Origin of the sequence: Prevotella sp. kh1p2, assembly GCF_900111525.1 — a bacterium.
Lineage (GTDB): Bacteria > Bacteroidota > Bacteroidia > Bacteroidales > Bacteroidaceae > Prevotella.
On the sequence record NZ_FOHY01000002.1, the window covers coordinates 63760 to 85861 of the forward strand.

Genomic DNA, 22102 nt, shown 5'->3' on the forward strand with positions numbered 1-22102 from the left:
TTGCAGGCTACAAAGATAATGTTTTAGGTCGATACGGACAACAGAAACGGCCGGTTTTTCTACATTATCTTATTTGTAAACCGCAAACTTATATCTATATTCCCGCATGGGTGAATAATGTGTTAACTCCATTATAACCAAACAGTTAATCTTTTAAACACTTCTGAAATATCTATATACCGACCTTTGCAACCGTACACATTCCTGCGTTATTGGTTAAATTTGTGGTGAAATCTATCAAAAACGTAACAATTAAAACCTATATTGTATGGAAAACAATCAGTATTCATGGCAACGGGCACTGGTGCTCACCGTGTTTGTCCTGCTGCTTTCCGCCACTGCTTTCGCACAGAGGCTGAAAGTAAACGGCGAGGTGACGGACATCAATCATGAGCCTATTGCCGGTGCCACCATCAAAGAGAAAGGTACCAGCCACGGAACCATCAGCGACGTGGACGGTAAATTTACGCTCGAAGTGGCTGCCAACGCACGCCTCACCATCAGCTTCGTGGGCTTCAAGACCCAGGAAGTAAGGGCCCAGGCCAACGTGAGCATCACCCTGGAGGAGGATGCCAACATGCTCTCCGAGGTTGTAACCATCGGTTACGGCTCGGTAAAGCGCAAGGACGTAACCACGGCCGTATCGAGCGTGAGCACCGAAGACCTGCAGACGCGCCCCATCCTGAACGCCCTGCAGGGCATGCAGGGCAAGGCGGCCGGTCTGCAAATAAGCCAGGCCAACGGCCAGCCGGGCTCCATGCCCACCATCCGCGTGCGTGGAACCACCTCGCTCAACGGCAGCAACGACCCGCTCTACGTGGTAGACGGCGTGCCGGTGAACAGTATTGACTACGTGTCGACCGACGACATCGAGAGCATCCAAATCCTGAAAGACGCCTCGGCGGCAGCCATCTACGGCTCGCGGGCCGCCAACGGCGTGGTGATAATCAACACCAAGCAGGGGCAGAGGGGCGTGGCCAAGGTGAGCTTCAACGCCCACTACGCCTTCAACTCCGTGCGCGACAACCAGGATCCGCTCAATACGGCGGAGTACCTGGACCTCATCAACGACATGAACGAGAAGGGCGTGCTGAACCTCAAGCTACCACAAGAACTGAAAGACCAGACCGACTGGAAGAAGGAAGTGTACCGCGTAGGCAACGTGCAGGACTACCAGCTGGCCGTAACCAACGGTACCGACAAGCTGCGCTACTACCTCTCGGGCGGCTACACGGGCGAAGACGGTGTCATCGTGGGCTCCAGCTACAAGCGTTACAACTTCAGGGGCAACATTGACAACGACATCAACAAGTGGCTCACCATCAATGCAAGTTTCTCGTATTCCGACTACACCTATAAAGGAACGGGCATCATATCGGGTACGGGCAGCGACCGCGGCGGCGTGGTGCCGGCCATCTTGAGCACGCCTACCTACGCCCCGATATGGGATCCGGCCAATCCGGGGCAGTACTACACCGACTTCTACGGCGTGAACGTGGACGGCCCGCTGGAGAACATTGCCCGCACAAAGGACAACAAGAGCCACTACAACAAGCTGCTGGCCACGGGCAAGGCCGTGGTAAGGCTGCTGCCGAGCCTCACCTGGGCGCCCACCATCGCCTTTGACCGCACGGGCGGAACCGTTACAAACTTCCTCGACCCGAAGCTCACACGCGAGGGCCGCAACCAGAACGGCACGGGCTACGACTCGCGGTCTACAAGCAGCATCATTACCTTTGACAATGTGGTGGACTGGAAGCAGGACTTCGGCCTGCACGGAGTGGACGTAATGGCCGGTTCGTCGTGGACAAAGAGCAAGTGGAGCCAGAACTACATCAACGGCTCCGACTATGCCGACGCTCTCTTCCAGACCCTGAACGCCGCCAACAAGATAAGCTGGGACGGCACGGGATCGAACAATTCGGACTGGGCCATCTTGTCTTTCTTCGGGCGCCTGCAGTACAACTGGAACAGCACCTACATGCTTACGGCCAACCTGCGCGCCGACGGAAGCTCGCGTCTGGCACCCGGCCACCGCTGGGGTTACTTCCCCTCGTTCTCTGCCGCATGGCGTATCTCTAACGAGAAGTTCATGAAGAACATCAAGTGGATTGACGACCTGAAGGTTCGCGGCGGCTGGGGACAGACCGGAAACCAGAGCGGACTGGGCGATTTTGCCTATCTGGCTTCCTACAGCTTCGGCCGTATCCAGTGGTGGGAGGCCGGCCAGGAGCATGCCGTTCCTACCCGCACGCAGTCTACGCTCAGCAATCCGGAGCTCACATGGGAAACAACCTCGCAGGCTGACATCGGCTTCGACGCCACTCTCTTCAACAACCGACTGACGCTCTACTTCGATTGGTACTACAAGAAAACAAGCGACATGCTCATCAACATCACCCTGCCCGCCGGCAGCGCGGCTGCACGCAGCCTGGCGTATAACGGCGGCGAGATTGTAAACAAGGGCGTGGAGCTGTCCGTAAGCTCTCGAAACCTGGTGAAAACCTTCAAGTGGAACACCGATTTCAACATCTCCTTTAACCGCAACAAGCTCACAAGACTCGACTTTGTACCCGTGTACTGGGGTGCCACCACCAACGACAACGTGGGCCAGAGCGTAGTACGCAACGCGGCCGGCCATCCGCTCGGCGCCTTCTGGGGCTACATCAGCGACGGCGTTAACCCCGAGACAGGCGACCTGATGTACCGCGACGTGAGCAAGGACAACGTCATCTCGGCCGCCGACCGCACCTATATCGGCGACCCGAACCCCAAGTTCACGTTCGGTCTTACCAACACCTTTTCTTATAAAGGCATCAACCTGAGCGTGCTGCTGCAGGGCAGCGTGGGCAACGACATCTACAACGTGTCGCGCATGGAGAGCGAAGGCATGTTCAACGGGCGTAACCAGAGCAAGGGCGTACTGAACCGTTGGCGCATCCCCGGACAGATAACCGACGTGCCGCGGGTGGGCTTCAACCAGCAGAACTCTACCTACTACCTGGAAGACGGCAGCTATCTGCGCGTGAAAAACGTTACCCTCTCCTACGATGTTCCGCGCAATCTCATCTCGCGCATACATCTTACCAGCCTGATGCCTTACGTTTCCTTCACCAATCTGCTTACCTGGACCGACTACAGCGGGCGTGACCCGGAGGTGAACCAGTACGGCAACAGCGGCGGCGTACAGGGCATAGACTGGGGCACTTATCCGCTGAACCGCTCGTTCGTAGTGGGACTGAAAGTGGAGTTCTGATAACAACAACGACTAACCACAATATGATTATGAAAACGAAATATATCAAAACACTGTTATGGGGAGCCTTAGCCACTACCTTCACGGCCTGTTCCCTGGATATAGAGCCTGCCTCGCAACCCTCGGAGCTCACCGAAGGAACGCAGACGGACACCACCACCGCCGTGCTCAAAGACCGCGAAGCAGCCGTGAGCCAGCGCACAGCCATCTATCAACTCTTCCGCAACAGGCAGGAACACATGCACCTGGACTACGTGCTCTTGGGCGATGCACACTCCGACAATGCCTACGGCGGAACTACCGGACAGGAAACTATACCGACCGAAACCAATGCGCTGGACGCCGCTACGGGAACCCTGAGCCGCGACTGGAGCCGCTATCTGGAAGACATAGCCAAGGCAAACGTGCTGATAAACGGCGTGGAGCAACTGCACCAGAAGGGAGCAGTGAACGACGCGGACTACCGCCAATGGCGTGCCGAAGGACAACTCTTCCGCGCCCTGCTGATGTTCCGCATGGTGCGCATGTGGGGCTCGCTGCCGCTCATCACGCAGGTGGCAAAGACCATTACGTCTGAAAACATCAAGGAGGTTTACCCTGCCTACTTCCCTCCAAAGGCCGATACGCAGGAGTGCTACGCACAGATTATCAGCGACCTGGAATACGCCGAGCAGAATGCTCCGGACCTTTCAGCGTCCGACCGCACACTCCTGACAAAGACTGTTGCACAGGCTTTGCTGTGCAAAGTGTATGCAGAAAAGCCCGTACGCGACTACGACAAGGTGATAGCTTACGCACAGAAAGTACGCAATACGCCCGGAGTAGCGCTGGAAAACGACTTCTCCACGCTCTGGGGATGGAACGCTGCAACGCAGGACTGCATGAAGCGCAACACCTCCGAAGGTATCCTCGAGGTTCACTGGCAGGCAGGTTCGGGCAACTGGGAGTCGTGGATGTACGGCCGTTGTCTGGAGAACTACGACAACAGCTTCACGTGGGCAAAGTGGGTAACGCCGTCGCGCGACCTGATAAAAGCCTTCGAGGACGAGGGCGACACGACACGCCTCAACCAGACGGTGGTGTACTACAGCTGTGGCTGGAGCAACTACTACCCTGCCTCACACTATGCGTTCATGTATAAGCTCCGCTCGGGTTACAACAACGAATATGTCATCCGGCTGGCCGACATCATCCTGATGGAAGCCGAAGCCGAGGCTGCCAAAGGCAATCTGAACGCAGCTGCAGAGCTGGTAAACATGATTAGGAGCAGGGCCAAACTTCCCGCCCTGACTGCCGACAAGACTGCCAACCAGAGCGCCATGCAGGCTGCCGTGCTCCACGAACGCCGTCTGGAACTGGCTCTGGAGGGCGAACGGTGGTACGACCTGTGCCGCAACGACAAGGTAGAAGCTGTGATGAACGGCCTCAACAGCCGCGACTCGGGCCGCCTGCCGCAGGCCAATCCCTATACTGAGAATTCCTATCTGCTGCCCATTCCGCAGTCAGCTATTGACGAGAATGGCAACTTGGAGCAGAACCCAGGCTATTAACCATCATCCTAAAACAACCATTCCTATGAAAAAGAATCAGTTATTCATCATGCCGCTCTTCCTCGGTATCAGTCTGTCAAGCCTCTCGGCATGCAGCGTGGACAGCGGTCTCGACATACAGCCCGGCATAACCCTTACGCCCGAGCAGCCCAACCCGGTTCCCAAGGACGGGCAGGTAACAACCTTTACAACTGCCGCCAACGGCTTCACCCTCCTCAAGCAGGGCAGCCTCCAGCTCCAGCAAGGCGGCTCGATGGCACCCACCACCATCTACATCGACCCCGCCAAGGCCGACCAGAGTATCGACGGCTTCGGCTTCGCCATCACCTACAGCACCTGCTACAACCTGCTGCACATGGATGCCAGGGAGCGAGCAGACTTCCTGAAGCGCACCTACTCCGAGACCGAAGGTTACGGCGTGAGCTATGCCCGCATCTCCATAGGCTGCAACGACTTCTCCAGCACCGAGTACACGCTGTGCGATGAGCCGGGCCTGGAGAACTTCCGGCTCTATCAGGACGAGAAGGATTACGTCATCCCCATACTCAAGGAGATACTTGCCATCAACCCAAGACTGAAGATAGTAGCCGCTCCCTGGACCTGCCCCAGGTGGATGAAGGTAGCTGACATCAGAACCAAAGCGCCCCACAACGCCTGGACCGACGGCCACCTCAATCCCGATTACTATGCCGACTACGCTGCTTACTTCGTCAAGTTCGTGCAGGCCATGCAGGCCGAAGGCATCAACATCTACGCCGTAAGCCCGCAGAACGAGCCGCTCAACAAGGGCAACTGCGCCTCCACCTACATGCCTTGGCAGGAGCAGGCTGCCTTTGTGAAGGAACTGGCCAAAGCTTTCAAACAGCAGAAGCTCACGACCAAGATTTATCTCTACGACCACAACTACGATTACCAGCAAACAGCTGACCAGGAAGACTACCCGGTGAAGATTTACAACGCGCTGGGCAACGACTTCGAAGGAGCCGAGTACGTGGTCGGGGCAGCCTATCACGACTACGGAGGCAGCAACTCCGAACTTACCGATATTTACAGTAAGGCACCCGACAAGGAGCTTATATTCTCCGAAAGTTCCATCGGTACGTGGAACGACGGCCGCAACCTGTCCACCCGCTTGCTCAAAGACATGAACAGCGTAACCCTGGGCACGCTCAACCAACACTGCAAGGCAGTGCTCGTATGGAACCTGATGCTCGACGAGAAGATGGGGCCCAACCTCGACGGAGGTTGCCAAACCTGCTACGGGGCCGTTGACATTGCATCCGATTACCGCACCCTGAACTACAATTCCCACTACTACATCATCACCCACCTGTCGAGTGTCGTCAAGCCGGATGCCGTACATCTGGACACCTCTGCCCGCAGTTCGGCACCCAAGGACATGGTTTACAGCGCCTTCCGCAATGCCGACGGCAGCCTTGCCATTGTCTTTTCCAACAGTTCGAGCAACAATCAGCTCGTCACGGTCTTCGACGGCAGCCGCCACTTCCAGGCCGAGATACCCGGCGAGAGCGTAATGTCATGTATCTGGAAATAACCCTAAACCTTAAACGAAGCATTCATTATGAAAAGTATCAAGTATATCTTCACGCTGCTGATGGCCGCCGCATTGCTCACTGCCTGCAGTGACGACGACAGCCCCTCGGCCGGTTCTCCCGTGGTGACCACCGCCACCGAGCAGCTTGAAGCCCTCATGGGCGACAGCATCAGCTTTACAGCCAACTGCTCCAACCAGGCCGGCGTGGCCCTCTCTACGCTCAAGGCCGAACTCTACTACGACGGCGAAAGGGTGTCGGAGCAGACCATCCGCACCAAGACAGAGGGCGACTACAGCGGCCGCCTCAGCGTTCCCTACTTCCCGGTAATACCCAACGGCACGGCCGAACTGCGCCTTACGCTCCAGGACGTGAGCATGGCAACGGCCGTGAAGTCGATTTCCGTGAACGTGAAACGACCCGAATTTGCCAGCCTCAGCTTTGTTTCTGCCGACGGCAATACCTACACCATGACGCCTGATGCCGACGACCCCTACCAGTTCTCGGCCCACATCAGCACCCCCCTGACGGTTTTCAGAGGCTACTTCAGAGCCGATGCTGCCAGCCCCGGCGGCCAGCCGCTCACCTTCGGGTGGGATGGCACGGCCGTAGCCATCAACAACACAGGCAACATCAGCTTCAATGCAGAAGACGCCAACAATGTTACCGTAACCTTCAACACGCGCTACTTTACCTACGGACCGCAGTATGTACCTTCGATAGCACTGCTGTTGTTCGACACCGACGGCGAAGCCCAGCTGCTCGACATGGTGCAGGGGCGCAGCTATCGCTTTGAAGGCAACGATGCCATGACGACCGACGAATGGTACTACGACCCCGATTACCTGACGCCGAACGCCGACGGCTCCTTCACCTTCAACGCCATCAGCGGCCGCTACTCGTTCACACCCGACTTCGGCAACAAGTATTTCCGCATCCATCCCGTTGCTGCCGACGGGTCGCCTCTTACCGCCCAGCTTGACGGCTCCGGCTGTATATGGATTATCGGCAGTGCCGGCATCAACAAGCCTACATGGCAGGCAGTTAACCACGGATGGTGGACGGGCGTGGAAAACGACCTGGCCTTGGCGCCCATCGGCAACAAGAAGTACCAGGTAACGCTCACCGTGGGCAAGCAGCTCAATGCCGCCGACGTTAACTTCAAGTTCTTCGGACAGCCCAACTGGGGCGTGGAATTCGGCGCGCCGAACAGCAATTTCTACCTTACTACAGACAATCCGTACTTTGCAGTGAACGATGCCGACGGCAACATTAAGCTCGCCGAGGGTGCTGCTCTTGCCGACGGCGAGACCTATGTATTCACTATCGACTGCTCGGCAGGCTTCAAGCCGGCCACGCTCACGGTAGTCAAGAAGTAGACTCGGCACCTATGGCCCTGCCATGTACATTCTTTTTTCCCTGCCCTTCCTCCCTCGAGGGAGGGCAGGATGCTTATAAAATGCAGATATAGGCAGCCTGCGTTTGGCCGTTACAAATAAATCAGCTATATTTGTTGCATCAAACGCAAAATCAAATCCATTACCAAATACTTATTTATGAAGAAAATCTATTTAGCCGTTCTTTGCACCCTGTGTGCCCTCTCTGCGCAGGCACAGAGCCTGCCCGCCTATTTAGACGAGACCAAGACCGTGGAGCAGCGGGTTGAGGACGCCCTGCAACGCATGACGCTGCAGGAGAAAATCAGAGTCATCCACGCCCAGAGCAAGTTCTCCTCGGCAGGAGTGCCGCGGTTGGGGTTCCCCGATTTCTGGACCAGCGACGGCCCCCACGGCGTGCGACCCAACGTACTGTGGGACGAGTGGACGCAGGCCGGGCAGTCGAATGACTCGTGCGTGGCCTTCCCGGCACTCACCTGTCTGGCCGCAACGTGGAATCCGGACATGTCGGCAGCCTATGGCAAGGCCCTGGGTGAGGAAGCCCGCTACCGCGGAAAGGACATGATGCTGGGCCCGGGCGTCAACATCTACCGTACGCCACTTAACGGCCGCAACTTCGAGTACATGGGCGAAGACCCCTACCTGGCCTCGCGCATGGTGGTGCCTTACATCCAGTCGCTGCAGAAACTCGGCGTAGCAGCCTGCGTAAAGCACTTCGCACTCAACAACGACGAACCCAACCGCATGGTGGTTAACAGCGTGGTGAGCGACCGCGCACTGCATGAAATCTACCTGCCCGCCTTCCGCGCCGCCGTTACCGAGGGCAAGGCATGGGGCATCATGGGCTCCTACAACTTCTACAAGGGCCAGCACAACTGCCACAACCAGTACCTGCTTAACGACATCCTGAAGCGTGACTGGCAGTTCGACGGCGTTGTCGTGAGCGACTGGGGCGGCTGCCACAGCACCGACCAGGCCGTGGCAAACGGGCTCGACATGGAGTTCGGTACCGGTACTGACGGCATGAAGTCGCGGTCAAAGAACGCTTACGACAACTACTACCTTGCCCTGCCCTTCCAGGAAGGCATCCTCAAGGGCAAGTACACCATGCAGCAGCTCGACGAGAAGGTACGTCGCGTGCTGCGACTCTTCTTCCGCACCACCCTGAACCCGCAGCGCAAGCCGGGCTTCCTCTGCTCCGACGACCACTACGCCACCGCCCGCAGCATAGCCCAGGAGGGCATCGTGCTGCTCAAGAACCAGCGCCACGTGCTGCCGCTCAACCTGGGCAAGGGCAAGCGCGTGCTCGTTGTGGGCGAGAATGCCATCAAGTCGCTCATCATAGGCGGCGGATCCAGCAACCTCAAGGCACAGCGCGAGGTGTCGCCCCTGGAGGGAATGCGGGCCGCCTGCGCACGCTACGGCGCCACCGTTGAGTACGAGCGCGGCTACGTAGGCGATGTGAATGCCGAGCAGGACGGCGTGTCCTCCTCCATCGACCTCAACGACGAGCGCTCTGCCGACCGCCTGATTGCCGACGCCGTGAGCAAGGCCAAGGGCGCCGACTACGTGGTATTCTTCGGCGGACTCAACAAAGGAGCCTTCCAGGACTGCGAGGGCACCGACCGTAAGGCTTACGACCTGCCCTACGACCAGGCCAAGGTGGTCGATGCGCTGGCGCGTGTAAACAAGAACATCGTTTACGTCAATCTCTCCGGCAACGCCGCCGCGCTGCCTTTCGTGAGCCGTGTGCCGGCCGTGGTGCAGGGCTGGTTCCTCGGTTCCGAGGCCGGTGAGGCCCTCGCCTCCGTACTTACGGGGCAGGTGAACCCATCGGGCAAGCTGCCGTTCACCTGGGGCAACACGCTCGAAGACTACGGATCCCACGCCCTGGACGCCTATCCGGGCGTGTGGCGCACCAACATCGACAAGCAGGATGAGAACACCCCGCAGATTGATGAGGAGTACAAGGAGGGCATCTACGTAGGTTATCGCTGGACCGACCATGCCGGCCGCCGCCCGCTCTTTGCCTTCGGCCACGGCCTCAGCTACACTACATTCAAGCTGTCGGGGCTGAAAGCCGACCGTAGCAGCATGCAGCGCGACGGCAGCATCACCTTTACCGTGAACGTGAAGAACACCGGCAAGCGCGCCGGAGCCGAGGTGGTGCAGCTCTACATACACGATGCCAAGGCGTCGGTCGACCGTCCTTACAAGGAGCTCAAGGGCTTCCGTAAGGTCATGTTGCAGCCCGGAGAGAGCCGCGAGGTAAGCATCAGCATTGATAACAGCGCGCTGAGCTTCTACGACGAGGCCCGGCACGAGTGGAAGTCGGAACCGGGAGAGTTCGAAGCACTCGTTGGCACGGCCTCCGACAACCTGCCCTGCCGCCTCAAGTTCACGTTGCAATAAGTGCATTTTTGCGTCTTTCGCCATTCCGAATGAGGGAGATACCGCCTTTGCCGTATCTCCCTCATTGCATGATATATGCCCTCATTTAACTTTACAATTCAGCTTCGCAGCAGGCGAAAGTTTTCTTTCATCCTGCCATCGGGCAGAAACAGGCCTGTTTTTTGCCTTTTCGTAAACGGCTGATAATCAAAAACATGCCATTTCATCGAATTTTTCAGTTTTCTTGAAGGTATCACTCAAGCGCCTTGAACGATACCTTCAAGCTCCCCGAAGCACTGCACCAAGGCGGCCGGAAGCGGCAAACAGGAAGCCCGGATACGGCAAACGGGGCGAAAGAACGGAGAAATGGGGATTTTTGAAAGGTGTTTTTGGTTGGCCAAAAACAAAAATGCGGTAAAACGGGAGCTTACATCCTGCTCGCTCGCCGGCAGCAAACAAGCTGAAAACAAGCAAGTTTTCTGACAACAAATCTTGTATGCTGCCCTCGCCAAGCATCCACGTAAAAAGCCGAAGGCAGAACTCGCATGTGCTGAACCTTCGGCTCCATCTATCAAATTAGAGACTTGTTATTCTGGCAGCATGGTCACTTCTATGCGGCGGTTGCTGCCAAGTAGGTCTTTGGCCACCTGCTGCACATCGGCCGCAGACAGGCTTTCGAGCTGCTGCAAGTAGTCGGTATCAAAGTCTATGCCGTTGCGCAGGCGGTTGTAGACAACGTAGTCCCAGTAGCTGTTGGTAATAACGTTCTGGCCATAGGCCTTGGCCAGGTACTTCTTTACCTTGCTCATGCTCGACGGCTCGGGGCCGCGGGCGGCAATGTGGGATATCTGCCGGTAGACAACCGGCATGAGTTCGGCGTACTTCGACGGGTCGGTACGGAAACTCACCTTCACCAACGCCGTCGGATTACTGTCCTTGTCGAGCTCTGCCTGCACACTGACGCCGTAGGTGCCTCCCTTCTCCTCGCGAACCGAGTCGGTGTAAGCAATGGTCAGCACACGGCTGAACACGTCGAGAGCCAGGTCGGCCTTGGTGGTGTAAGGTTCGGGAAAGGTGTACAGCAGGGTAACTACAGCCGAGGGCGTGTTCATCTGCTTGCGGAACACATGGGCCGAGGTGCCCCCCACAATATCGGGTGAGGGATAATAGATGGCAGGTGACGGGTGACGGGTGATGGGGGTCGGGCTGCCTGGAGCCGACGAGGGCAGGGCTGCCACGTACTCCTGCAACAGGGTGCGGAGCGAATCGAGGTTGATGTTGCCCGTCAGTATCATGCTGAAACCGTTGGCATCGCCAAACTGGTCACGGTATATTTGCATGATGCGGCTGTGGTTTACGCGGTCAAGCGTGGCTTGCTTCACGGGCTGCATGCGCGGACTGTTGCCGTAGGCGATAGCGGCAAGCGAGTCGTTGTAGGTTACCTGCGGGTTTGCCTCGCGGTTGGTGAGGAAGGAGCGCATGCTGTTAATCTGGCTGTTGAAGGCTACACTGTCCGTGCGGGGGCTGGTGCAGTACAGGTAAGTGAGCTGAAGCAGCGTGCGGAGGTCCTTGGCAGAGGCGCTGCCGCTGATGTACTGCTCGTCGTCTGCTATCGAAGACTGCACGCGTACCGACTTTCCGGCCAGCATCTTGCGCAGTGTAGGCTCGCTGACGGTGCCCACTCCCGAGGCCGTTACCACGCCGCTCACGAACGAGAAGTTGGGAACGTCGGCATCGGGATAAAGCTGCGTGCCCTTGTTTCCGAAGAAGCGCATGGACACCTGGTCCTTGGCAAAGTTGGTGGGCTTTACGTACACCTTCACGCCATTGGGCAGCGAGAGCAGCTTCACGCCCTGTCCGGCGTCGGTGTAGCTGCCTGTTTTGGGCTTCCGGGTGGCCTTGCCGGCCTTCCGGTTACTGGCGAGCGAGGCGGCAACCATGCCCTCCAGGGTTGGCAGGGCGGGCTCTTTGTAGGCCTCGTAGGCGGCCTGCTGCACGGCGGCAACATAACTGCGCAGTTGCTGCTCCGACGGAAGGGTGAAGCCGGGCTTGTCGGGTGCGTAGACCAGCAGTACCTGATTGCTGTCTGAGATCAGGCTGCGCGTGGCTCTGTTCACCTCATCCAGGGTAACTGTTGCGTTGAAATCTCGGTACAGCTTCAGTATTTCAGCATCCGAGAGCAGCGGTTCGGAGGTCAGGAAGTGGTTCACCGCCTTGTTCACAAAATAGTTGTTGCGGCGGTCGTTCTGCTCAGTCGCCCGCCGCTCGGCCGACTTCATGTAGATGGCCTTGGCCCGTTCCAACTCCGAAGCGGTGAATCCGAAGCGTCGGGCACGCTCAGCCTCGCCGATGACGGCACTGAATGAGCCCGCCACATTCTCCTGCCGGCAACCGAAGGAGAGCGAGAAAGCATCCTTGGTGCGTGAAACGAGGAACGTGCCCGCATGCGCCGTAGCACTCAGGAAAGGCGGTTCCGACTGGTGTTTGAGTTCCCTCAGCCGGCCGTTGAGCATGTAGGTAATGAGCCGGTCGACATAATCGGTCCGCACATAGGCCACGTTATTCTTCTCTGCATCGGGCGTAGCAGGGTGCTTCATGTACAGGTTGGCCAGCATGATGGGCTGCTCGGTGTCTTTCTCTACAGCCACTATGAGGTCCTGATTGTCGGAAACGGGGTAGTAAACGCGCTCTGCACGCTCCTTGGGAAGGGGAATGGAGCCGAAGAGCCGGCGTATCTTGCCCTCCACCCGGTCAACATCCACGTCGCCGGTCACTACTACTGCCTGCAAGTCAGGCCTGTACCACTTGTGGTAATAATCGCGAAGGTCGTTGTGGGGGAAGTGCTCCACGATGTCCATTGAGCCTATGGGAAGGCAGTCGGCGTACTTGGTGCCGCTATAGACCGTGGGCAGCGCCTGCTCCATCATGCGTTGTGCAGCCATACGGGAGCGGCGGGTGCGCCACTCCTCGTGTATCACTCCGCGCTCTTTGTCTATCTCCTTGTCGGTCAGGAGCAGGCTGTGGCTCCAGTCGTGGAGGATGAGCAGCACCGAGTCGAGCACCGTCTCGCGCCCCACGGGCACAGCAGAAACATTGTAAACGGTCTGGTCCACGGAGGTGTAAGCATTGAGATTGGTGCCGAACTTCACGCCAATGCTCTCGCACCAGGGCACAATTCCCAGGCTCTTACCATCGCCCCTGAAGTGCTCGGTGCCGTTAAACGCCATGTGTTCAAGGAAGTGCGCGAGGCCTCGTTGCCGCGGTTCTTCGAGAATGGAGCCAACTCGCTGCGCCAGATAGAAGTCGGCTATGCCGGGCTCTTTGGCATTATGGCGGATGTAATAGGTAAGTCCGTTGGCGAGCTTGCCCGTCCGGAAGGTGCTGTCGGGCTGCAAGGATTGTGCCTGCAGGGCTGAAGGCACGAGGAGCCAGAGCAGCAATCGGAATAGAGTTTTTTTCATTTTTCTGTCTTGTTTGGGTAATGTAAATGTCTTGTCAGAATGTACAGCCAAAGGCAATATTGAGCTCCGTACGGGCTCTTCCGATGAGATGGCTGTCGTGGGTGTTGGCCTTGCGCCAGCTGCCCTGCCCCTCTACGTAGACGGAAAGCCGCGTTCCGGGGGCACGGAAGCTGTAACGCACGGCAGCATTAAAGCCGAACTGCGGCGCCGTAAGATAAACCAGCTCGCGCCAGAGCCATGTATCCATGACGGGGGGAGGCGTCTGCTTGTCGGACGGTGCTGCGAAGGTGCCGTCGCGGAAAGCATCGCCCGAACCGTTCCTGTAGGTCATCCCGAGCGAGAGACCCAGCAAACCGGAGCCTGCGGGCATGTTATACTGCCCGCTAACGAAGCCTTCTACGCTGCCTATGCTTTGCCTCCGGTAGTACGGATAGCGGTAGGCAGTCTGGCGGCGGTGCATGAAGTTGGCTCCCGCACGGAGCGTCCAGCGCGCCTGGTCGGCCGTTATGCCGAAGCGCCCGGTGTAAGCAACCCTCCCGTCAATCCACACCTTGTTGGCCGTTTTTATCGGGTCGTAGTACTGGTAGTAGGTTGAGCCGGCCTCGTTCTGCACCTCCCGGTAGGTTTCCGCATTGTTTTCCAGGTTCTCAACGGCCAGCATGAGGTCGAGCCTGTGCAACACATGGGGGCGCGCAAGCATGAGCGCACCTTCGTACCGGCAGATGTCGGAGTGATGGTTGCTGTAGGTGATGGTGTAGGGAGAGCGCCTGCCGTAGTAGCCGGTGCGGTGAGCCAGCAGCATGCTGTTGAAGAACGAGAAGCTGCCCAGCCGCAGTTCGGCCTGCAGGGCGCCGCCGTTGTACTCGTCGTAGAGCGGCATTTCGCGGTTCTGGTCGGTGTATCCGCTGCCTCCGAACTGCTCCGTTAAGCCCATGAAGGCTGCATAGCTGATGAGCGACACGTAGGTTTTGTCCGTCTTGCCATACGTGCTGAAGCGCACGCTCTCCGTGTTGCGGCGGTAGAAATAGTTGCCTCCGAGCGTCAGATGCCTGCCTGCGGGCACGGTGAAGCCTGCCGTGAACTTCATGTCCATAAGCGAGTTCTTGTGCCGCAGGTCCTTGTACTTGGCGTAGTTGGCAGCAGTAAAGTCGGCGCTTGCCCCAAGCGCCACGCCACGCCAGACGTCCACGCCCACGGATCCCGCTATCCGGTAGGTGTCGAGATGCTTCTTGCCGGTGTTGGCGAGCGAATCCTCGACGATGTCGAACGGCTTGCGGGTGGGGTCTATGAATGCGGATCCGGCCATGTCGTGGCTGGTCACGTTGCCGTAACTCATCTTGCCGTAGAGCACGGTGCGGCCGCCCAGCCGGTAGAACGACTCCACCGCCGCGCCGGCCTGCAGTGTCCGGGCCGACTGGTAATAGTCTGCCAGCCCGCCACGGCCGTAATGCAGGCTCATTTGGGCCGTCGAGATGTTGGGCCGGGCGTAGACTACAAGTCCGGCGGCATTGGCCGACGAGAGCCACGGGCTGCGGCTGCGCACGAGCTCGAAGTCGCGGATGGCCACGCCGACCGTGTCCAGCGGCTGGGCTTCAAGGCCGCCGCCACCCGTCAGAAGGATGCCGGCCAGCAGGGTATGTACGATGTTCCTGTTCAAGAGAGTGGGTTTGTTGTTTATTTGTCGCGCAGGGAGAACTGCTTGCGTTCATGGAAGTCGTCGGATGAATTGTCGTTATCCATGTAGACGATGTGGGCACCCTTGCGGATGGAAGCTTCGGCATCGATGCCGCTGGGGTCGCCTGCAGAGACGCCGAGCGTATAGCCTGTAACGAGTTTTCCGGCGTTCTCGGGCAGCGCCTCGGTAGCTTCCTTGTCCACGTTGCGGTAGAGCGAGTGCCCCAACTTGTTGGTCAGCACCACGTACCCGGCATCAACATCGGCAGGGAAACGCTTCTGGCCGGCTTCCAACTTGCCGCTGTTATACACCTCCATGCCGTCTATTATCCACTCTACGGGCACTTTCAGGCATCTGTTGTAGGCCGCCTGTGACTGCCCAGGAGCGTAGACGATGTTGGAAGCATCGGCTGCAAAGGCCTGCGGCGTGGTGCCTTTGGTCTGGAAGATGAAGAAAGCGGGCGAGGTGACGCTCAGCGTCCAGGCGTTGCTCTGCCCGATGTTGATGGCTTTGAGGTAGTGGGAAGTGGGAATGACCTCCGACGGCGTGGGGTAATAGCTGGTGTTGCTGTAGCCCGATTCGGGGTCGTACATGGTGTAATAGTCGGCATTGGCGTAGTTCACCGACTGGCTGTAAGTGGGCGTGTTGTCAATGGCGCCCATGCAGCTTACCACCACCTGCGAGTACGGCTCAATGACGAGCGGCTCCTGGAAATACCAGATGCCGTTGATGGCCGGCACATATCCATCCGCTTCATAGGTCAACGTGCCGTCCTTCAGCCAATGGTTTATGCCCTCGGCATTGTACGGATCGAGTATGCCCACGCACAGATTGCTCAGTACGGCGGTTTCTTTGCTGTTGTTGTAGAGGATGAATCCCTTGTCTCTCTGGAAGTAGCTGGTGCCCTGATCGAGCGGACAGCCGCCGTTGTAGAGTTCCTTGATAATCACCTGGTCGGCGTTCTGGTCTTCGGGAACAAAGGTCACGTTCTTTACTTCCGATGTCTTCAGCGTCTCGGTGCTGCCGTCGGCACGGGTAATTACCATGTTCCATGTCTGTGCACAGACATTGGCAGCCAGGCCGAGCAGGGCTGCCAGCGTTAGTAGAGTTTTCTTCATTGCTTCTGTTATTTATAGTTGTTGATTTCTGTTGTCTTGCTGCGGGCGCGTTTCCGGGCCTCGGGGCGGAGCCTGCGCCATGCGGTTTGCCGGCCGATTGCAGCCCACCCGCGAAGCCACCTGTTTGTGCGGGGTTTGAAAGAGATGTCTTTCAGGCCTCTTGAAGGTATCGGTCAAGCGCCTTGAAGGTGCCGTTCAAGCGCCTTGAAGCATAGCTCCGGCAAGCCGGCCTGAATCTACCTGCAAATCAGGAGGGCATGTTGCCCGCGCCTGATGCGGCAAAAGCGGCTGTCCGGGAGGCTGCAACCGCGGCGGCACGGCCGTGCCCTGCGGGGCTTGCCCGTGAGCGCAGCCCGCACTGCCCGCGCTATTTGTTGTACACCTTGATGCTCTGCCCGCCCGCGCGCAGGATGTAGACGCCCTGCTCCAGGTCGCCCAGTGCCACGCTGGCATTGCCCTCGGCGTCGGCTTTAACGGTCTTCACGGCTCGGCCGTCGATGGTGTAAACGGTTACGGCAGCGCCTGCCCGCAGGCCTCGGAACGACGCCTCGCCGAACGCTATCGTAGGCCGGACCTCGCCCACGGAGGGCTCCGTGGCTACGGACTCAATGCCCGTAGGCACCTGCTCGGTTACAAAGTGATAGTTGCTCACGCCGGCCATGCTCAGTTCCAGCACGTCGCCGTCGCAGGAAACCTGCAGGTTGCCGTCCCTGAAGGCAACAACGGGCGCCTTGGCAATGGCAAACTTGCTCTCGGAGCCGTCGGTCTGAGAGACTACAAGGTACTGTACGTCTTTCGTTCCCTGCGTACCGGCGCCCCATGCGGAGCCCGCGATTATCGGCGAAACGGCAAGAGCCAGTGTCATGATAAATGTTTTCATATTGCTTGATGGTTTGATGGTTGATTTCTTGATGGGGTCGCTATCCGGGCGGCATCAGTGGATGATGCGCTTGCGGGTCATCTTCAGGTTCAGGCGGATGTGGTTGCTGCTGTCGGGAGAGATAACGAGCAGGCTCCTCACCCCGTTGAAAATGTAGCGGTAGTTGGTCGTAAGGCGGACGGAGGAGCTGGTTACAGAGTAGATGCCGGCCGGCACCCGAAAGCGCGCCACGCCGCCGGCATCGGTGGAATCGGCAAAAACCGAGGCCGCAGCATCCTTGAGTTCCACCCGTGCGCCGGCATAGGGGCCGGCCTCGGGGTCAGGATAGGCAAGTGTTACCTCTACGGGGCACACGGCTACCTCTTCGTCGTAGCTGCACGCGGCGGGCACCGCGGCCAGCATCGGCAGCAGCCACACGGCGCACCGGCTCAGCCTGTTTGCCATGTTGATTGGTTTCTTACGGATTGGTGTTTGTTGCATAAGCGTTGATTGAAAGATATCCGGCGGCCTGCGCCCTTAGAGCTTGAGCCGCAGCAACAGGCCGTAGTAGAACTTGGGAACGTAGCCGCTGTCGAAGAGGGAGGTCTGCAGTCCCGTCTGAGAAGAGCACACCTGGCGCATCGTATTCCAGAAGTTGTTGGCATAGAAGGAGACTGAAACGTGGTCGCCTATCTCCTTCGTGACCGAGAAGTTGGCCGAGTAGTAGTGCGACAGCTTGTTGGGGTTCATCGTATAGGCGTAGTTGGAGCGCACTACCAGGCGGCTCAGGTCGTTGTACAGGGTGCGGTCGTTGTCCCTGGCCCAGGCAAATCGCTCGGCGAAGGGTATGAGCACGCCCGGCTCTTCCCATGAGGAATAGTATTCCGGGTAAACGGCAACGAAGCTGTTGCGGGCCGACCCGTCGTAAGGAGTACCGAAGTAGTCGCTCCCATCGGCAAGAACATAGCCGCGCGTGCCGTCGCCGTACTCGCTCAGTGCGCGCGAGTAGCTGTACAGCGAGGCCTCCATGCGCAGCGCGATGATGAGCCTCACGCGCGGAATGTGCGTTGTCAGCGTGGCATTTACGTTGAGTTCGCGCGACAGCGATCCGTTGGCAACCGAGGCGTTGGCCGTGTAGCTGGTCGACGTGGCACTGCCTCCGCGGTAGTAACCCACATAACCGTAGGGCTGCCCGTTGCTCATGGTGGCGTTCAGTCCCAAGGGAATGTCGGCAAAGAGCGTCTCGTCCGTACCTTTATAATAATAGTAGTTGCCGTCTATTCGCAGCGAGGTGTGGAGCGGCTTCAGCTGAGCAAAGTCTATCATCCACTCCAGTCCGTAGCGTTCTACGGGCGAGGCGTTCACGTAACGGGTGTTGGTCACGTAGCTGCGGCGCTCGTTGTAGGCCAGCTGAAGGTCGGCCTGTTGGCCCGTAACATCGTGTACGGTCACGATGCCAGTCTGCCTGTCAACGCTGTAAGAGCGGTTGGCAGACGGTATTCCGGCGTTTTCAAGCGCCTGCTGGCCGGTGAACTTGTAGGCAAAAGGACTGTAGACGGTGGTTGCCATGTAGGGATTGAAGGTCTTGTTGTGGAACCCCGACACCGAGATACGCGTGTCCAGGACGGTCAGCTCCAGGCCAACATCGGTCTGGTGGGCGTACTGCCACTTCAGTTCTGGGTTGTAGACGGCCGTCGTGGGATGCGTGTAGTAGGCGTAGAACGACTGGTTCTGGGCCGTGCTTCCGGGTGCGAAGGCCAGTCGGTCGCTGTAGGAAGGCGACGGATAGAGCACCTGGAACGATGGCGCCTTGACCGACTTGCCCCAGCCGGCGTGCACACTGAGGCTGCTCAACCAATGCTTCCGGCTCTGGAAGAAGATGTAACGCGTGTTTGCCCGTGGCGAGAGCGTGCTTACGGTGCCGTAATCGGAGCCGCCGATGAGCGTGATGTCGTTGCGCACTCCGGCCGTCAGCTCGAACACGGATCGCTCACCCGTGGGCACCGACACCTTGTCTTCGGCATAGAAAGCCAAGATGTTGAGCGCCGGCAGCGTGCTGTAGCGGTAGGGTCTCCACGTGGGCGTGTAGCGTGCCTCGGCGTAGTAGGTGCCCCGCCCCAGGTTACGGCTGCTCTTGAACTCGGCACCCAGCAGCAGCCGGTTGCGTATGCGGCCCAGCCGGCGGTTCCAGTCGGCCTTGAGCTTGAAGGCGAAATTGAGCGGCCGGGAGTCGTTGTAATGCCGCACATACCAGTAACCGGTGGGGCCGAGGATGATGTCGGCCGTGGGGTTTACATCGTAGTCGGAAGCTATAAAGTAGCCTTCCTGCTGCGTATGGATGTAGGGCTGGGCGGAGGCACTGCTGGTGTTGGCGTACTCCTCGGTACGCTTGTCGGCCCAGGACACCGCGGCCTGCAGCGAGAGGCTCGTTATCCAGGGCTTGTTGAGCAGCCAGTTGGCCGAGAGGTTGCCCGTAAACGAGTTGTCGCAAACCTTGTCGTAATCGTCCAGGTCGCGGTCGGGGTCGGCCTCGGAACTATATCCTCCCACGTTTCCCGCTAAGCCCACGTTTAGCGTGAGCGGACTGGCGTTACGGAAGAACACGTTCATGTAGTTGAGCGAAAGCACGTTGCGCTGATAGGCGGTGTGGGGAGAAGCGATGTCGGAGAACGACCGCGCGTGCTCCAATGAGACGTTGAGCAGGCCGCGGTTGCCCCCCAGGTCAAAGCCCTTGTTAACGGCCAGCTGCGCTGTATGCTGGTTCAGCTTGCCCTCAACGATGAAAGGGGACCGGCCGCGGCGCGTGTTTATCTTCACGATACCGTTGCTCAGGTCGCCGTACTCCACCGAGGGAATGCCCGTAACAATCTCCACGCTCTCCACGTTTGATGTGCCGATGGTGCGCGTACTGGCAGCCATGCTCTCGCCGATGGCGGCATTGTTGTCCAGCCGGACGCCGTCTACTTCGACTGCGGTGCCGAAAGAAGCGTTGCCCTTCTCGCCCCCGCTGCTCCGCAGAGCCAGCCGGCTGTCGTTCAGCAGCGAGCTGTTAACGGTCTTGCCACCGGGCAGCAGCGTGCCCACATCACTGATATTGAGTATCTGCTGGTTGTCAAGAGCGAGGCGATCCACGGTGTACGAAGTGGTTGCCTCATCGTTCTTGCGCTTGGCAACCACCTCTACCTCGTCCAGTTTCAGGTTCTCCGCCTTGAGCCGGAACAACTGGGGAGCAAGCCCCTGCGCCACCCGCAGCGAGACCGACAGCCGCACATAGCCCAGGCTCTGCACCACAACGGTGGTGCGACCGGGTTGCACGCCCTTGATGGCAAACCTGCCTTCGGCGTCGGAAAGAGCCCCGAGGCCGCTCTCCTTGAGCAGCACGTAGGCAAACTCCACTGGCTTGCCGTCGTCGGCATCAACAACTCTGCCCTGCACGCTCACGCCCTGAGCCAAAGCCGCCTCTGCCACCGAGATAGCGAGAAAGAATATGATGATAAGTCTGTTGGTCATACTGAGTCCGTCTGAAAGTCAGCAGACAGCTGTCGGCAGCCGTCTGTTTCAACTTTGCAAAAATATTGTTTTAATCAAAAAACGACAATACCTAAATATAATGATTTTGAAAACGGGACACCTCTCAGAGGCTATCGGCACAGCGCCTTTTAAACGGCAAAGGGATGGCTGCACACGGTCAACACGAAAATAATTGCCGCTATTTAACTTTACAATTCAGCTTCGCAACAGGCGAAAGTTTTCTTTCATCCTGCCATCGGGCAGAAACAGGCCTGTTTTTTGCCTTTTTGTAATCGGCTGATAATCAAAAACATGCCATTTCATCGAATTTTTCAGTTTTCTTGAAGGTATCACTCAAGCGCCTTGAACGATACCTTCAAGCTCCCCGAAGCACTGCACCAAGGCGGCCGGAAGCGGCAAACAGGAAGCCCGGATACGGCAAACGGGGCGAAAGAACGGAGAAATGGGGATTTTTGAAAGGTGTTTTTGGTTGGCCAAAAACAAAAATGCGGTAAAACGGGAGCTTACATCCTGCTCGCTCGCCGGCAGCAAACAAGCTAAAAACAAGCAGGTTTTCTGACAACTGTCCGGCTGCTTGCAGGATGCAGCTGGACACGGACAAGGGGCACGGAACGCTGCCTGGGCTGCGTTCCGTGCCGTTTCCCACTACCCTCCCTGGCCAAGATTACCGTCAACCGATGGTCGTGCAAAGTGCCTGCTGCATTGTGCCTGCGCATGCAAGCGTGCTGAACGTGCGCCGTGAGGCTAACCTATAGCCATATCGCAGTTCCGTACGATGATGCTCAAAAGCTGCCGGTTCGCCCGGTAATGATGGCTACACCTATGGCCGTCAGGCGAGCTCAACGGTGAAGTTGAGCGCCTGTATTTCGATGTCGAGCTTGCGTAACTGCCCCGACAGGTCGTCTATCTGCTTGTGCAAGGCCTTTACGTCGACGGTTTTCACCATCTTGATTTCCGACCGCGAATAACGTTCCTGACTGTCGGAGGCGCCGTCGAAAATCTCTCGCAGTGCCTGTATGCGCAGCGTGAGCACATCGCGCAGGGCGAGCTTGGCGGTGAGCGTGGAGCCGTCGGGCAGCGGTTTCATGTTCGTAACGTTGATACGGAAGATGAGTTCCTGCAACTGCTGCAGGCATGCTTCCATCTCCCGCATCAGTTCCGCGGGCTGCTCGGCGGGCTCGTCGCCCTCCTGCACCTTCACGTTACTCAGTATCCGGGCCTTTAGCTGGGCGATTTTCTTCTGGCAGTCTTTGCGCAGACTGAGCGCTTCTGCTAACTTCATGTCTCTTAGTATTTGGTTTGTTTACTTGT

12 protein-coding genes are annotated in these 22102 nt (G+C 58.1%); 5 read left to right on the forward strand and 7 right to left on the reverse strand.

The genetic code is table 11. From position 1 onward, the window contains the following. Nucleotides 1-268 precede the first annotated feature (268 nt). From BMW31_RS01690 to BMW31_RS01710, 5 genes are all read left to right on the forward strand, one after another. The gene (locus BMW31_RS01690; RefSeq protein ID WP_091820322.1) at nt 269-3256 is read left to right on the forward strand and encodes a SusC/RagA family TonB-linked outer membrane protein; all 2988 of its coding nucleotides are present in this window, start codon (nt 269-271) and stop codon (nt 3254-3256) included. A gap of 29 nt (nt 3257-3285) precedes the next feature. Then, nucleotides 3286-4806, forward strand: coding sequence for a RagB/SusD family nutrient uptake outer membrane protein (locus tag BMW31_RS01695; protein ID WP_091820708.1), 1521 nt, complete (start codon nt 3286-3288; stop codon nt 4804-4806). A 25-nt stretch (nt 4807-4831) separates the two neighbouring features. Next, a complete protein-coding gene (locus BMW31_RS01700) occupies nt 4832-6361 on the forward strand; it encodes a glycoside hydrolase family 30 protein (RefSeq protein WP_091820324.1) in 1530 nt (509 codons plus the stop codon). 27 nt (nt 6362-6388) lie between these two features. Continuing rightward, on the forward strand, nt 6389-7738 hold the full coding sequence (locus BMW31_RS01705) for a DUF5016 domain-containing protein (protein ID WP_091820326.1): 1350 nt from the start codon (nt 6389-6391) through the stop codon (nt 7736-7738). 177 nt (nt 7739-7915) lie between these two features. Then, nucleotides 7916-10168: a glycoside hydrolase family 3 C-terminal domain-containing protein gene (locus tag BMW31_RS01710; protein ID WP_091820328.1), complete on the forward strand. Its 2253-nt coding sequence runs from the start codon at nt 7916-7918 to the stop codon at nt 10166-10168. A gap of 566 nt (nt 10169-10734) precedes the next feature. Here the strand turns inward: BMW31_RS01710 and BMW31_RS01715 are convergent. From BMW31_RS01715 to BMW31_RS01745, 7 genes are all read right to left on the reverse strand, one after another. After that, nucleotides 10735-13608, reverse strand: coding sequence for a M16 family metallopeptidase (locus tag BMW31_RS01715; protein ID WP_091820330.1), 2874 nt, complete (start codon nt 13606-13608; stop codon nt 10735-10737). 34 nt (nt 13609-13642) lie between these two features. After that, the gene (locus BMW31_RS01720; RefSeq protein WP_091820332.1) at nt 13643-15265 is read right to left on the reverse strand and encodes a DUF6850 family outer membrane beta-barrel protein; all 1623 of its coding nucleotides are present in this window, start codon (nt 15263-15265) and stop codon (nt 13643-13645) included. Between the two features lie 17 nt (nt 15266-15282). Beyond that, on the reverse strand, nt 15283-16401 hold the full coding sequence (locus tag BMW31_RS01725; protein ID WP_091820334.1) for a DUF4876 domain-containing protein: 1119 nt from the start codon (nt 16399-16401) through the stop codon (nt 15283-15285). Between the two features lie 367 nt (nt 16402-16768). Continuing rightward, nucleotides 16769-17281, reverse strand: coding sequence for a T9SS type A sorting domain-containing protein (locus tag BMW31_RS01730; protein WP_143049127.1), 513 nt, complete (start codon nt 17279-17281; stop codon nt 16769-16771). A 54-nt stretch (nt 17282-17335) separates the two neighbouring features. Next, nucleotides 17336-17725 (reverse strand): hypothetical protein, encoded by a 390-nt coding sequence (locus BMW31_RS01735; protein ID WP_091820339.1) that lies wholly within the window; start codon nt 17723-17725, stop codon nt 17336-17338. Between the two features lie 72 nt (nt 17726-17797). Further along, nucleotides 17798-20770 carry a TonB-dependent receptor gene (locus BMW31_RS01740; RefSeq protein WP_091820341.1) on the reverse strand — a complete coding sequence of 991 codons (2973 nt, stop codon included), beginning with the start codon at nt 20768-20770 and terminating at the stop codon, nt 17798-17800. Nucleotides 20771-21620: 850 nt separating this feature from the next. Then, nucleotides 21621-22073, reverse strand: coding sequence for a DIP1984 family protein (locus BMW31_RS01745; RefSeq protein ID WP_091820343.1), 453 nt, complete (start codon nt 22071-22073; stop codon nt 21621-21623). Nucleotides 22074-22102: the final 29 nt, after the last annotated feature.